Source organism: Streptomyces flaveolus, from assembly GCF_000716535.1.
Taxonomy (GTDB): domain Bacteria; phylum Actinomycetota; class Actinomycetes; order Streptomycetales; family Streptomycetaceae; genus Streptomyces; species Streptomyces flaveolus_A.
Map to the genome: position 1 here is coordinate 138,419 of NZ_JNWV01000028.1, position 13,582 is coordinate 152,000.

The 13,582-nt window shown below is 72.0% G+C and carries 11 protein-coding genes and 1 pseudogene; 7 read left to right on the top strand and 5 right to left on the bottom strand.

Features of this window, described 5'->3' with window-relative positions; translation table 11 throughout:
- Positions 1 to 75 precede the first annotated feature (75 nt).
- The 6 genes and pseudogenes from ppdK (at position 76) to OO52_RS29035 (ending at position 6,617) form a co-directional block, all read left to right on the top strand.
- The gene (ppdK, locus tag OO52_RS29015) at positions 76 to 2,796 is read left to right on the top strand and encodes a pyruvate, phosphate dikinase (protein WP_030652448.1); all 2,721 of its coding nucleotides are present in this window, start codon (positions 76 to 78) and stop codon (positions 2,794 to 2,796) included.
- Positions 2,797 to 3,156: 360 nt separating this feature from the next.
- Positions 3,157 to 3,375 (top strand): annotated as a pseudogene (locus tag OO52_RS53070) (VOC family protein); the annotation flags it as partial.
- Positions 3,376 to 3,412: 37 nt separating this feature from the next.
- On the top strand, positions 3,413 to 3,571 hold the full coding sequence (locus OO52_RS53075; protein ID WP_234339817.1) for a hypothetical protein: 159 nt from the start codon (positions 3,413 to 3,415) through the stop codon (positions 3,569 to 3,571).
- A 73-nt stretch (positions 3,572 to 3,644) separates the two neighbouring features.
- Positions 3,645 to 4,892, top strand: a complete 1,248-nt coding sequence (locus OO52_RS29025; protein WP_030652445.1) for an ABC transporter substrate-binding protein — start codon at positions 3,645 to 3,647, stop codon at positions 4,890 to 4,892.
- Positions 4,889 to 5,791: a carbohydrate ABC transporter permease gene (locus OO52_RS29030; protein ID WP_030652443.1), complete on the top strand. Its 903-nt coding sequence runs from the start codon at positions 4,889 to 4,891 to the stop codon at positions 5,789 to 5,791. Before OO52_RS29025 ends, OO52_RS29030 begins: the two co-directional genes overlap by 4 nt.
- Positions 5,784 to 6,617, top strand: a complete 834-nt coding sequence (locus OO52_RS29035; protein ID WP_030652439.1) for a carbohydrate ABC transporter permease — start codon at positions 5,784 to 5,786, stop codon at positions 6,615 to 6,617. The genes OO52_RS29030 and OO52_RS29035 overlap by 8 nt, the downstream gene beginning before the upstream one ends.
- An 11-nt stretch (positions 6,618 to 6,628) precedes the next feature.
- Here the strand turns inward: OO52_RS29035 and OO52_RS29040 are convergent, their stop codons facing one another.
- On the bottom strand, positions 6,629 to 7,396 hold the full coding sequence (locus OO52_RS29040) for an SDR family NAD(P)-dependent oxidoreductase (RefSeq protein WP_030652436.1): 768 nt from the start codon (positions 7,394 to 7,396) through the stop codon (positions 6,629 to 6,631).
- Positions 7,397 to 7,539: 143 nt separating this feature from the next.
- Positions 7,540 to 8,124 (bottom strand): TetR/AcrR family transcriptional regulator, encoded by a 585-nt coding sequence (locus OO52_RS29045; protein ID WP_030652431.1) that lies wholly within the window; start codon positions 8,122 to 8,124, stop codon positions 7,540 to 7,542.
- Positions 8,125 to 8,223: 99 nt separating this feature from the next.
- Here OO52_RS29045 and OO52_RS29050 point away from each other — a divergent pair, with 99 nt between their 5' ends.
- Positions 8,224 to 9,207, top strand: a complete 984-nt coding sequence (locus OO52_RS29050) for an NADPH:quinone reductase (RefSeq protein ID WP_030652429.1) — start codon at positions 8,224 to 8,226, stop codon at positions 9,205 to 9,207.
- Positions 9,208 to 9,381: 174 nt separating this feature from the next.
- On the opposite strand, the gene nirD is transcribed toward OO52_RS29050, so the two are convergent.
- From nirD to OO52_RS29065, 3 genes are read right to left on the bottom strand one after another with little or no spacing between them, the layout of a single operon-like run.
- The gene (gene nirD, locus OO52_RS29055; RefSeq protein ID WP_030652428.1) at positions 9,382 to 9,732 is read right to left on the bottom strand and encodes a nitrite reductase small subunit NirD; all 351 of its coding nucleotides are present in this window, start codon (positions 9,730 to 9,732) and stop codon (positions 9,382 to 9,384) included.
- Entirely contained in the window at positions 9,729 to 12,338 is a 2,610-nt protein-coding gene (nirB, locus tag OO52_RS29060) for a nitrite reductase large subunit NirB (protein ID WP_030652426.1), read from the bottom strand. The genes nirD and nirB overlap by 4 nt, the downstream gene beginning before the upstream one ends.
- On the bottom strand, positions 12,339 to 13,553 hold the full coding sequence (locus tag OO52_RS29065) for an NAD(P)/FAD-dependent oxidoreductase (RefSeq protein ID WP_030652424.1): 1,215 nt from the start codon (positions 13,551 to 13,553) through the stop codon (positions 12,339 to 12,341).
- Positions 13,554 to 13,582: the final 29 nt, after the last annotated feature.

The window sequence follows — 13,582 nt, forward strand, 5'->3', positions numbered from 1 at the left end:
GTACCCATGAACCTTCGATCTGGGTATGTTCCTCGCCATCAGGGCAGCCACCGTGGCCTCAAGGAGTCGAGACCCGTGTCGGAAAACAAAGAACCCCAGGCAGCGAAGTTCGTTTACGACTTCACCGAGGGCAACAAGGACCTCAAGGACCTGCTCGGCGGCAAGGGTGCCAATCTCGCCGAGATGACCAACCTGGGTCTCCCGGTCCCTCCCGGCTTCACGATCACCACGGAGGCCTGCAAGGTCTACCTGGAGAGCGGCGAGGAGCCCGCGGCACTCCGTGACGAGGTGAGTGCGCACCTCGCGGCCCTCGAAGCGAAGATGGGCAAGAAGCTCGGCCAGGCCGACGACCCGCTGCTGGTCTCCGTCCGCTCCGGCGCCAAGTTCTCCATGCCCGGCATGATGGACACGGTCCTGAACATCGGTCTGTCCGACAAGTCGGTCCAGGGCCTGGCGGCCCAGGCCGGCGACGAGCGGTTCGCCTGGGACTCCTACCGCCGCCTCATCCAGATGTTCGGCAAGACCGTCCTCGGCGTCGACGGCGACCTCTTCGAGGAGGCCCTCGAGAAGGCGAAGGCGGCCAAGAAGGTCACGGTCGACACCGACCTGGAGGCCGCGGACCTGAAGAAGCTGGTCACCACCTTCAAGAAGGTCGTCAAGAAGGAGGCCGGCCGGGACTTCCCGCAGGACCCGCGCGAGCAGATGGACCTCGCCATCAAGGCGGTCTTCGACTCCTGGAACGGCGACCGCGCCAAGCTGTACCGCCGCCAGGAGCGCATCCCGCACGACCTGGGCACGGCCGTCAACGTCTGCTCGATGGTCTTCGGCAACCTGGGCCCCGACTCCGGCACCGGTGTCGCCTTCACCCGCGACCCCGCCTCCGGCCACCAGGGCGTCTACGGCGACTACCTGCAGAACGCCCAGGGCGAGGACGTCGTAGCGGGCATCCGCAACACCGTCCCGCTCGCCGAGCTGGAGCAGATCGACAAGAAGTCGTACGACCAGCTCATGCAGATCATGGAGACCCTGGAGAACCACTACAAGGATCTCTGCGACATCGAGTTCACCATCGAGCGCGGCCAGCTCTGGATGCTCCAGACGCGCGTCGGCAAGCGCACGGCGGGCGCGGCCTTCCGCATCGCCACCCAGCTCGTGGACCAGGGCCTGATCGACGAGACGGAGGCGCTCCAGCGCGTCACCGGCGCCCAGCTCGCGCAACTGATGTTCCCGCGCTTCGACGAGCAGGCGAAGGTCGAGCAGGTCGCGCGGGGCATCGCGGCCTCGCCGGGCGCGGCGGTCGGCAAGGCGGTCTTCGACTCGTACACGGCGGTGAAGTGGTCCCGCTCGGGCGAGAAGGTGATCCTGGTCCGCCGGGAGACCAACCCCGACGACCTGGACGGCATGATCGCGGCCGAGGGCATCCTCACCTCGCGCGGCGGCAAGACCTCCCACGCGGCCGTGGTCGCCCGCGGCATGGGCAAGACCTGTGTCTGCGGCGCGGAGGAGCTGGAGGTCGACACCAAGCGCCGCCGGATGACGGTCCCCGGCGGACACGTCGTGGAGGAGGGCGACCTGATCTCCATCGACGGCTCGACCGGCAAGGTCTACCTGGGCGAGGTACCGGTCGTCCCCTCCCCGGTGGTGGAGTACTTCGAGGGCCGGATGCACCCGGGCGCCGACGACGCCGACGAGCTGGTCGAGGCGGTCCACCGCATGATGGCCTTCGCCGACCGCAAGCGCCGCCTGCGGGTGCGCGCCAACGCGGACAACGCCGAGGACGCGCTGCGGGCCCGTCGCTTCGGCGCGCAGGGCATCGGTCTGTGCCGCACGGAGCACATGTTCCTCGGCGACCGGCGGGAGCTGGTCGAACGCCTCATCCTGGCCGACACGGAGGAGGAGCGCGAGGAGTCCCTGAAGGCGCTGCTGCCCCTGCAGAAGAAGGACTTCGTCGAACTCTTCGAGGCGATGGACGGCCTCCCGGTCACCATCCGTCTGCTCGACCCGCCGCTGCACGAGTTCCTCCCGGACATCACGGAACTCTCCGTCCGCGTGGCCCTCGCGGAGTCCCGCCAGGAGCCGCACGAGAACGAGCTGCGCCTGCTCCAGGCCGTGCACCGGCTGCACGAGCAGAACCCGATGCTGGGCCTGCGCGGCGTACGCCTCGGCCTGGTCATCCCCGGCCTGTTCACCATGCAGGTCCGCGCCATCGCGGAAGCGGCGGCCGAGCGCAAGGCGGCCAAGGGCGACCCGCGCGCGGAGATCATGATCCCGCTCGTCGGCACGGTCCAGGAGCTGGAGATCGTCCGCGAGGAGGCGGACCAGGTCGTCGCCGAGGTCGAGGCGGCGACCGGTACGAAGCTCAAGCTGGCGATCGGCACGATGATCGAGCTGCCGCGCGCCGCCCTCACGGCGGGCCAGATCGCGGAGGCGGCGGAGTTCTTCTCCTTCGGCACGAACGACCTGACCCAGACGGTGTGGGGCTTCAGCCGCGACGATGTGGAGGCCTCGTTCTTCACGGCGTACCTGGAGAAGGGCATCTTCGGCGTCAGCCCGTTCGAGACGATCGACAAGGACGGCGTCGGCTCCCTCGTGAAGGCGGCGGCCGAAGCGGGCCGTCGTACCCGGCCCGACCTCAAGCTCGGCGTCTGCGGCGAGCACGGCGGTGACCCGGAGTCGGTCCACTTCTTCCACGAGGCCGGCCTGGACTACGTCTCCTGCTCCCCGTTCCGCATCCCCGTCGCCCGCCTGGAGGCGGGCCGCGCGGCCACCCAGTCGGCGGGCAGCGACCACCGCTGACCCACCCGGTCCCCGGAGCCGCCGTCGGTCCCCGACCCTCACCGATCGGCGGCGGCTCCGGCGCACGAAAGAGGAGGGGCGACATCCCAGTGCGGGGGGTGTCGCCCCTCTGCCGTACCCGGCGCCTCCGTCCGGCCACGGCCAGGACCCGCTCGGCGTCCCGGAACCCCCGAGATCGCCGCCGGGCCCCAACGGGTGTTCCAGGCAGGCGGTGACCTAGAAGGCGTCTGGCGTCTTCATCATGTCGAGCCGGTCACGCCCCGGGAGGCAGCCCGCATGTCCGTCAAGCCCGTTCCGCACGGCTACCACACGGTGACGCCCTGGATCGTCTCCCGCGACACTCCGCGGCTCATCGACTTCATGCGGAGGGCGTTCGACGCGGAGGAGCTCGCCTGCCTCGTCGGCAAGGACGGAAGCGTCGAGCACGCCGAAGTACGCATCGGTGACTCGGTGGTGTTGATGTTCGACGCGCGGCCGGAATGGCCGCCGACCCCCGGTTTCCTCCGCCTCTACGTCGAGGACGCCGACGCGGTGCACCGGAAGGCCGTCGCGGCCGGCGCCACCTCGGTCACCGAGGTGACCCACCTGTTCTTCGGGGACCGGGTCGGGCGGGTGCGTGAATCCGCAGGGCAACCTGTACTGGATCCAGACCCGGGTGGAGGACCTGAGCCCGCAGGAGATGGAACGCCGCCTCGACGACCCGGAATTCACCGCGGCGATGGAGTACGTCCAAAGCGCCGACTTCTTCCCGGGCCGGACGTCCGACCCCAGCTGACCCGTCTTCCGTAATCGGGGCGCCCGGTTGATCGTTGGGCCGTGCACCGATGACGGACGTCAGGGGGCACACGATGACGATCAGGCGCAGGGATCTGCTGGCCGCGGGGCTGGGTGCCGGGGCGCTCACGGCCTGTGGGTCCAACACCGGCCGCGGCGGCGGTGGTTCGGGCCCGGAGTTGGCGCAGTGGTACCACCAGTACGGTGAGCCCGGGACCGAGCGGGCCGTTCAGCGGTACGCCGCCGGGTTCAAGAAGGCGCGTGTCTCGGTGCAGTGGCGGCCGGGGAACTACGACCAGCAGACCGCCGCCGCGCTGCTCACCGACTCCGGTCCCGATGTCTTCGAGGTCAACGGGCCCACCCTCGACCAGATCCGGGGCGGGCAGGTGCTCGACCTCACCGAACTGGTGCAGGAGGTGAAGGACGACTTCCATCCGGCCGTGCTCGCGCCGAAGACCCACGACGGCAGGGTCTACGGCATCCCGCAGGCCGTCGACATGCAGATGCTCTACTACCGCAAGAGCCTGCTGGAGGACGCCGGTGTCGAGCCGCCCACCACCCTCGACGCCCTGGTCGACGCCGCGCACCGGCTCACCGGCGGCAAGGTGAAGGGCCTCTTCCTGGGAAACGACGGGGGAGCCGGCGTGCTCGGCGGGACTCCCTTGTACGCGGCCGGATTCCAGCTCGTCGGCGACGACGGGAAGGTCGGCTTCGACGACCCCGCCGCCGCCCGCACCCTCGGCAAGCTGCACCGGCTCTACGCCGACAGGTCCCTGCTCCTCGGCGCGCCCAGCGACTGGTCGGACCCGTCCGCCTTCGTGCAGGGGCTGACCGCGATGCAGTGGACCGGACTGTGGGCGCTGCCGGCGGTGCGCAGGGAACTCGGTGACGATTTCGGCGTGCTGCCCTTCCCGAAGGACGGGAGTCAGGGGCGGCCTTCCGTGCCCGTCGGGGCGTACGGCGCCGCGGTCGCCGCCCGCAGCCGGCACAAGGAGCTCGCCAAGGAATACGTGAGGTGGCTCTGGGTCGAACGCACCGACCTCCAGGAGGACTTCGCGCTGTCGTACGGGTTCCACATTCCCGCCCGGATCTCCCTCGCCGGGAAGGCCACCGCGCTCAAGGACGGTCCCGCCGCCGACGCGGTCCGCTTCACCACCGACCACGGTGACGCCCAGCCGCTGCTGTGGACCCCGGCGAGCCAGACCGCCTACCAGGACGCGCTCAGCCGGATCATCAGGAACGGGGCCGCTCCGGAGCGGGAGCTGCGGGCCGTCGTACGGAAGGTGTCGGCCGAACTCGACCGTGTGAAGAAGACGTCGTGAGGCGGCGTGGGGCGCTCTGGTTCTGGGTGTTCGTCGGGCCCTTCGCGCTCGGGCTCGCGCTGTTCACCTACGTCCCGCTGCTGTGGAGCGTGGCGCTCAGCTTCTTCGACGCGCACAACACGGTCACGCCCACGCACTTCGTCGGGCTGGACAACTACTCGGCCATGCTGCGCGACCGGGCCTTCGTGGCCAGTCTGGAGACGTTCCTCCTGTTCACGGCCTTCATCGTGCCCGTCACCCACGTGTTCTCCCTGTCCCTCGCCCTCATGGTCAACCGCCTCAGGACCGCCCGGGCCCTCTTCCGGTCCGTGTTCTTCCTGCCCGCCGCGTGCAGTTATGTCGTGGCCGCGCTGATCTGGAAGACGTCGCTCTTCAACGGGGTGCGGTTCGGGCTCGCCAACACCGTGCTGGGGTGGTTCGGCGGCGATCCCGTCGCGTGGCTGTCCACCACCGATCCGCCCTGGTACTGGCTGGTCATCGTCACCGTACGGCTGTGGCTCCAGGCCGGGTTCTACATGATCCTGTTCCTCGCCGGGCTCCAGCGGATCGACCCGGTGCTGTACGAGGCGGCGGCCGTGGACGGGGCCCGGCCCGGCTGGACGGTGCTGCGGCACATCACCCTGCCCCAGCTGCGGGCCACCTCGGTCGCGGTCGTGCTGCTGCTCGTCGTGGGCGCCTTCCAGGCCTTCGACGAGTTCTACAACCTGTTGTCCGATGCCCGGGGCTATCCGCCGTACGCCCGGCCCCCGTTGGTCTACCTGTACTACACCGCCCTCGGGCAGGGGCAGAACCTCGGGCTCGGCAGCGCGGGCGCGGTGATCCTGGCGCTGGTCGTCGCCGTCGTCACGGTGGGGCAGGCGCGCTGGCTGCGGCTGGGAAGGACGGACGGCGATGGATGACGCCCTGGTGCGGGCCGGGCGGGCGCTGCGGCTGGTGCTGCTGATCGCGCTCGCCGTGCTCTTCCTGATCCCCTTCTACCTGCTGGTGCGCAACGGGCTGGCCGGCGAGCAGGACATCACCTCCCCCGAGTGGACGTTCTTCCCCCGCGAGGTGCGGTGGGGGAACGTCGGCGAGCTGTTCGGTGATCCGTCCGTGCCCTTCGCCCGGTCCCTGCTCAACTCCGCGCTGATCGCGGTCGCCACCACCCTCGGCACCCTGTTCCTCGCCTCGCTCGCGGGCTACGGCCTCGCCCGCATCCCGTACCGCCACGCCGGCAAGGTCTTCTACGCCGTCCTGGGCACCCTGCTGGTCCCGGCGGCCGTCACCTTCGTGCCCAGCTTCGTGCTGGTGTCGTCGCTGGGCTGGATCTCCACGCTGCGCGGCCTGATCGTGCCGACCCTGTTCCCGGCCTTCGCCTGCTTCGTCTTCCGGCAGTACTTCCTCGGCTTCCCCCGGGAGCTGGAGGACGCGGCGCAGGTGGACGGGCTCGGGTACTGGCGGACGTACTGGCTCGTCGTCGTGCCGGGCGCCCGTCCGGTGTTCGCCGCCGTCGGGACCATCGTGTTCCTCGGCGCGTGGAACTCCTTCCTGTGGCCGCTCGTGATCGGGCAGGACCAGAGCGCCTGGACGGTGCAGGTGGCCCTGTCCTCGTTCACCACCGCCCAGGTCGTCCGGCTGCACGAGCTGTTCGTCGCGGCGGCCGTGTCGATCCTGCCGCTGCTCCTGGTGTTCCTGTGCTTCCAGCGGTGGATCGTGGCCGGGGTGGAGCGGTCCGGGATCGACTGACGAGGCCGGGCTCAGGCCGTGGCGCCGCCGTCGATCACCAGGTCGGCGCCGACCACCGAGGCCGCGTCGTCCGAGGCCAGGTACAACACGGCGGCGGCCACCTCCTCGACGGTGGAGACCCGGCCGAGCGGCACCTCGCCGCGCATGCGCGCGGCCCGGCCGGCCTCGGTCTCCCCGTCCCGGAACGACATCTCCGTGGCGGTCGGGCCGGGGCTGACGGCGTTGATGCGCACGCCGTCGGCGATGTGGTCGAGCGCGGCGGCGCGGGTGAGGACGGAGACGGCCGCCTTGCTGACGGAGTAGCCGGCGGTGCCGGGCAGCCGGCTGTGCGCGCCGATCCGCGAGGCGATGTTCACGATGGCGCCGCCGTTCGGCTGGGTGCGCATCCGCGCGATCTGGGCCTGGAGGGCGAGGAAGACGCCGGTGGCGTTGATGTCGAGCATCCGGCGCCAGTCCTCCTCGGCCAGGTCGCCCACGGCCCGCCCCCGGCCCCGGAGCACACCGGCGTTGTTCACCGCCACGTCCAGGGAGCCGAACCGGTCCACGGCGGTGTCCACCAGGGCCCGCAGGTCCTCGGCGCGGGAGACGTCGGCGGTGACGGCGAGTCCCTTGCCGCCCTCGGCCTCGATCAGCGCCACGGTCCGGTCCAGCGGGTCCCGGCGCCGGCCGGCGACGACGACCTGGGCGCCCTCCCGGGCCAGGGCGAGGGCCACCCCGCGGCCGATGCCGGAGCCGGCGCCGGTGACGAGGGCGGTCCGGCCGGAGAAGCGGTGCGTCATGGTGAGGTCCCTTTACTTGAACGATCGGTTCAGTTTGACGGCGCGGAAAGGTCCGGTGCGGAAGAGGTCCGGTTCGGGAGAGGTCCGGCTCGAAGGCGCGGAGAGACGCCCGGAAGAACGCTCGGACCGGTGACGCCGCGGTGTCAGTCCAGCAGGGCCAGGGCCTGCTCCGCCGCGTCCCGGACCCTGGCCGGGTCCGCCGAGGCCTTGCCGACCACCCGCACGCCCTGGAGCAGGACCAGCAGCATGCGCGCGAGGGTCAGCGGGTCGCGGTCCCCGGCCAGCTCGCCCTGCGCCTGCGCCCGGACGAGGGCGGAGTGCAGGAGGGTCTCGACGGTGTCCCAGCTCCGCTCCACCCGGCGGGCCGCCTCCCGGTCGTGCGGGGCCAGTTCGACCGCCGTGTTGGTGACCAGGCAGCCCTGCTCCCGGGTCGCCTCGGCGGCGGCCTCGGCGGCGAACCGCCGGACCAGCCCGCGCACGGCCGGCAGTACCGGGCCGGGCCGGGACAGCTCGCGCGTCAGCACCGGGTCCTGCGCCTGTCCGTACCGGTCCAGCGCCCGCAGGTACAGCTCGTGCTTGCTGCCGAAGGTGGCGTACAGGCTGGCCTTGCCGATGCCCAGGTGCTGGACCAGGTCGGCCATCGACGTCGCCTCGTAGCCGCGCCGCCAGAACAGCTCCAGGGCCGACTGGAGCGCGGCGTCGGGGTCGAATTCCTTGGTCCTGGCCATGCGCGCAAGCCTAGAGTTGTCTGAACCGGTCGGTCAAGAAAGGGGCGGGGTCAAAGACGCCCGCGCGCGTTCCGGCCCCCGGTGGCAGCATGGAATGCCATGCGTGCCGCGTACATCCAGGAGCTGGGTCCCCCGGACGTCATCCGGTACGGCGAGCTGCCCGCGCCCCGCCCCGGCCCGACCGACGTCCTGGTGGACGTGCTCGCCACCGCCGTGGACCCGGTGGACGCCTACGTCCGGTCGGGGGTGTTCCGTACGGCCGTGGAGTTCCCGTTCGTCATCGGCCGTGACCTGGTGGGTACGGTCGCCGGGACGGGACCCGGCGTGACCGGTTTCCGGGCCGGTGACCGCGTGTGGTGCAACAGCCTCGGGCACGAGGGGCGGCAGGGCGCGGCCGCCGAGCAGGCGGTGGTGGCGGCCGACCGGCTCTACCCCCTGCCCGACGGCGTCGACCCGGACCTCGCCGTGGCCGCGCTGCACCCGGCCGCCACCGCGTACCTCGCCCTGTTCGTCCACGGCCGCCTCCGCCTCGGCGAGACCGTGCTGGTCGCGGGCGCCGCGGGCAACGTCGGCAGCGCCCTGGTGACGTTCGCGGCGCGGGCGGGGGCCCGGGTCCTCGCCACGGCCGGCGCCCGGGACGCCGGGCACTGCGCCGCGTCGGGCGCGGCCGAGGTGTTCGACTACCGGGACCCGGAGCTGACCGGGAAGATCCGCCGGGCGGCGCCGGGCGGCGTCGACGTGTACGTGGACACGGCGGGCGTCAACGACCTGGAGACCTCGGTCGGTCTGCTCGCCCGCCGCGGCCGGGTGGTGCTGCTGGCGGGTGCCGGGACCCGGCCGGTGCTGCCCGCCGGACCGCTGTACATGAACGACAACTTGGTGGTGGGCTTCGTCATCTCGCACGCGACGACCGTCGAACTCGCCGCCGCCGCGACCGCCGTCAACGACCTGCTCGAGCGGGGCCTGCTGCGCCCCCGGAACGTCGAGGTGCTCCCGCTGGGCGCCGCCGCCGAGGCGCACGCGCGGATGGAGAACGGGGAGCTGCGGGGGCGCCGTGTCGTGCTGCGCACGGACCTGACCTGAGCCGGTTCCGGGCCGGGCCCGTGACGTCCGGTCGGCCGGGGGCCGGGGCTCTCACGTCGTGGCTACAGCGCCAGCGCCTCGTACGCGGTCACCCGCACGGTGCTCCCCGCTGGCCAGGTCGCGTGGAGATGCTCCTGACCTGAGCCGAAGGCCGGTCCGGGCCCCACCCCGTCCCTACAGCGCCCGTACCTCGTACGCGGTCACCCCAACCGACTCGTCGTCCAGGCACTGACCGGTGACCAGGTCGAAGCGCTGCTTCAGCAGGGGGGACGCCACGAACGGGCGGCCCTGGTGGGTGCCGGTCAGGCCGCGGGAGAGGACGGCCGCCCCCGTGAACGGGTCGCGGTTGTCGACGGCGTACAGCCGGTCCGCGCGGTCGCGGAAGAGGGCCACCTGGCGGCCGTCCGGCAGCAGGGCCGCCACTCCGCGGCCCGGGACCAGCAGGCTCAGGTCGCAGACCGTGAACCAGCCGTCCGCCAGCTCGAGCTGGACCTTCAGGTCGGTCGTCTCAACTGCCAGGGTCATCGCTGGGCGCTTCCTTCCAGGACGTCGTCGGCGGGCCGCAGGCCGATGTTCAGCAGCGGCAGGTCGGGCTTGATCTGGTCGCGCTCGGGGACGAAGGAGACGACCGGGTCCGGGGTGTCCGGGGCGTTCACGAAGGACACGAACCGGGCCAGCTTCTCGGGGTCGTTGACCGTCTCCGCCCACTCGTCGCGGTAGTGCGCGACGTGCGCCCGCATCAGCTTCTCCAGCTCGTCGCAGATGCCGAGCGAGTCGTGCACCACCACGTCCCGTACGTGCTCCAGGCCCCCGGGGATGCGCTCCAGCCAGGTGCTGGTGCGCTCCAGACGGTCGGCCGTACGGATGTAGAACATGAGGAACCGGTCGATCAGCCGGACCAGTTCGGCGTCGGACAGGTCCTGGGCCAGCAGGTCGGCGTGGCGCGGGGTGGCCCCGCCGTTGCCGCCGACGTACAGGTTCCAGCCGTTCGAGGTGGCGATCACCCCGAAGTCCTTGGACTGGGCCTCCGCGCACTCGCGGGCGCAGCCGGACACCGCCGACTTCAGCTTGTGCGGGGACCGCAGGCCCCGGTAGCGCAGCTCCAGGTCGATCGCCATCCGGACCGAGTCCTGCACGCCGTACCGGCACCAGGTCGATCCCACGCAGGACTTCACCGTGCGCAGCGACTTGCCGTAGGCGTGGCCGGACTCGAAACCGGCGTCCACCAGCCGCGCCCAGATCAGTGGGAGCTGTTCGACGCGGGCGCCGAACATGTCGATCCGCTGGCCGCCGGTGATCTTCGTGTAGAGGCCGAAGTCCCGGGCGATCTCGCCGATCACGATCAGCTTCTCGGGTGCGATCTCCCCGCCGGGGATGCGCGGCACGACCGAGTACGAGCCGTTCTTCTGGAGGTTGGCGAGGAAGTGGTCGTTGGTGTCCTGGAGCGCGGCCTGCTCCCCGTCCAGGACGTAGCCGCTCGCGCCGATCGCCGGGGCGAGGGAGGCGATGATCGAGCCGACCGCCGGCTTGCACACCTCGCAGCCGTCACCACCCCGGGCGCCCTCGCGGCCGTGGCGGTCCAGCAGCTCCTGGTACGAGGTGATGCGCAGGGCCAGGACGATCTCGTACAGCTCCTCGCGGGTCTGCGCGAAGCAGCCGCACAGGCCCTTGTCGACCTCGACCCCGGACGCCTCCAGCTCGGCGGTGACCAGCTGGCCCAGCACCTTCACGCAACTGCCGCAGCCGGTACCGGCCTTGGTGCACTTCTTCACCTCGGGCACCGTGGCGCACCGGTGGTCGGTGACCGCGCCGCGGATCGTGCCCTTGCTGACGTTGTGGCAGGAGCAGATGATCGCCTCGTCCGGCAGCGCGGACGGGCCGAGCTGGACCCCCGAGCCCGCTCCGGCGGGCAGGACGAGCGACTCGGGGGAGACGGGCGGCACCGAGCCGGTGAGCGCGCGCAGGGTGCCGTACGCCTCCGCGTCACCGACCAGGACGCCGCCGAGCAGCGTGCCGTCCGCGCCGATGACCAGCTTCTTGTACAGGCCCGCGCGGGAGTCGGAGTAGACCACGTCCAGGCAGTTCTCGGTGGTGCCGTGGGCGTCGCCGAAGGACGCCACGTCCACGCCGAGCAGCTTCAGCTTGGTGGACAGGTCGGCGCCGGTGAAGGCGGCCTCATCGGACGCGATGGTGGCCGCGGCCGTCTCCGCCTGCTCGTACCCCGGCGCCACCAGGCCGTACACCCGGCCGTCGGCGGCCAGCGCGCACTCGCCGATCGCGAAGACGTGCGGGTCGGAGACGGTCCGGCACTGCTCGTCCACCGCGATGCCGCCGCGCTCGCCGACCGTCAGGCCCGCGTCGCGGGCCAGCTGGTCGCGGGGGCGGACACCGGCGCTGAACACCACCATGTCGGTGGCCAGTTCGGAACCGTCGGACAGCTTCATGCCGGTGACCGCACCGTCGGCGTCCGTCACGATCTCCTGGGTGCCCACACCGGTGTGGACGGTCAGGCCCATGTCCTCGATGGTCCGCAGCAGCGCCGCGCCACCACCGTCGTCCACCTGCACCGGCATCAGGCGCGGCGCGAACTCCACGATGTGCGCGTTGAGTCCGAGCCCCTTGAGCGCGCCGGCGGCCTCCAGGCCGAGCAGACCGCCGCCGACCACGGCGCCCGTCGTCGCCCGGGACTTCGCGTACTCCTCGATCGCCAGCAGGTCCTCGATGGTCCGGTACACGAAGCATCCGGTGGCGTCCTTGTTCGGCACCGGCGGCACGAACGGGTAGGAGCCGGTGGCCAGGACGAGGACGTCGTAGTCCACGACCAGACCCGAGCGGGCGGTCACCGTGCGCGCCTCGCGGTCGATCGTCTCCGCCGGGTCGCCGATGTGCAGCTCGATGCCGTGGTCCTTGATGAACTCCATGTCGGTCATGGAGAGGTCCTCGGGCGTCCTGCCGGAGAAGTACGAGGTGAGCTGGACGCGGTCGTACGCCGGACGCGGCTCCTCGCACAGCACGACCACGCGGTGCGTGGCGGTCAGGCCGCGCTCGGCGAGCGCTTCGAGGAAGCGCTGGCCGACCATGCCGTGGCCGACGAGCACGATCGTGGGGGTGGCCCCCGGGGTGGCGGTCATTCAGGAGCCTCCATCGTTGGTGAGCAGGTGGAGCAGGGGACCGTCGTCGGGGAGCGGCTCCGCTCCCTCCCAGGCGCGGGCGAGCGCGCCGACGGTGCCGAGTTCGCCGACGAGGACCCCGCCGACCAGGCGGTCGTCGCGGACGACGACCTTGCGGTAGGTGCCCCGGGTGGCGTCGGCGATTCGCACGACGTCGTCGCCCGGGCGGGGCTCGGTCTCGCCGAACGCGGCGAGGTCGAAGGGGGAGTCGGGACCGGTGAGGGTCAGCCGGGTCAGGGAGCGGGTGCCGGTGTAGCGGGCACGGGCGTCGCCTGCCAGCAGCTCCGCGAGCGCGTCGGCCTGTTCCAGGGCCGGGGCGGCCAGGCCGTAGACGGTGCCGTCGTGCTGGGCGCAGTCGCCGATGGCGTGGATGTGCGGGTCGGAGGTGCGCAGCTCGTCGTCCACGAGGACGCCCTTGCGGACGGCGAGGCCCGCCTGCTCGGCGAGACCCGTGCGGGGCCGTACCCCGCAGGCGAGGACCACGAGGTCGGCGTCGAGCGCGTACCCGTCGGCCATCTCCACCGAGCGGACCGCGCCGGCGACGCAGCGCACGTCCCGTACCCGGCACTCGGTGTGCACCTCGACGCCCAGGCCGGTCAGGTGCCGCAGCACCAGCCGGGAGGCGTCCGGGTCGAGCTGGCGCTCCATGAGCCGCTCGGCCTGCTGCGCGAGCACCACCTGGGCGCCGCGCACGGCGAGCGCGCGGGCCGCGGAGACGCCGAGCAGCCCGCCGCCGACGACGACCGCCCGCACCCCCGGCCGCACGGCCTTGGCCAGGCCCAGGCAGTCGTCCATGGTGCGGAACGCGTGGACGCCCTCGGGGAGCTGGTGATCAGGGGTGAACAGGCCGCGCAGCGGGGGCAGCACCGGGTTGGAGCCGGTGGCCAGGACCAGCGCGTCGTATGCGATCGACGTGCCGTCGGCGCAGGCGACGGTCCGGGCGGCCCGGTCGATGCCGGTGACCCGGGTGCGCAGCAGGCCGGCGTGCGGCGGGAGCGCGATCACCTCCGGGGCGTACCGGCCGGCGAGTACCTCGGCCAGCAGCACCCGGTTGTACGGCGCGTGCTCCTCGTCGCCGACGAGCAGCGCGGGCACACCCAGCTCGCCGAGCCGCCGGGCGAGCCGTACGCCCGCGAGGCCGGCGCCGATCACCACCACACGCGTATTCGAGGTCATGCCCCGAGCGTGCGGCCCCGACGTTACCC

Excerpts from the sequence above, each read along its gene's own strand:
- OO52_RS29025 (WP_030652445.1), top strand. The coding sequence starts at position 3,645 with ATGACGATCAGGCGCAGGGATCTGCTGGCCGCGGGGCTGGGTGCCGGG.
- OO52_RS29035 (WP_030652439.1), top strand. The coding sequence starts at position 5,784 with ATGGATGACGCCCTGGTGCGGGCCGGGCGGGCGCTGCGGCTGGTGCTG.
- OO52_RS29040 (WP_030652436.1), bottom strand. The coding sequence starts at position 7,396 with ATGACGCACCGCTTCTCCGGCCGGACCGCCCTCGTCACCGGCGCCGGC.
- OO52_RS29045 (WP_030652431.1), bottom strand. The coding sequence starts at position 8,124 with ATGGCCAGGACCAAGGAATTCGACCCCGACGCCGCGCTCCAGTCGGCC.
- OO52_RS29050 (WP_030652429.1), top strand. The coding sequence starts at position 8,224 with ATGCGTGCCGCGTACATCCAGGAGCTGGGTCCCCCGGACGTCATCCGG.
- nirD (WP_030652428.1), bottom strand. The coding sequence starts at position 9,732 with ATGACCCTGGCAGTTGAGACGACCGACCTGAAGGTCCAGCTCGAGCTG.
- nirB (WP_030652426.1), bottom strand. The coding sequence starts at position 12,338 with ATGACCGCCACCCCGGGGGCCACCCCCACGATCGTGCTCGTCGGCCAC.
- OO52_RS29065 (WP_030652424.1), bottom strand. The coding sequence starts at position 13,553 with ATGACCTCGAATACGCGTGTGGTGGTGATCGGCGCCGGCCTCGCGGGC.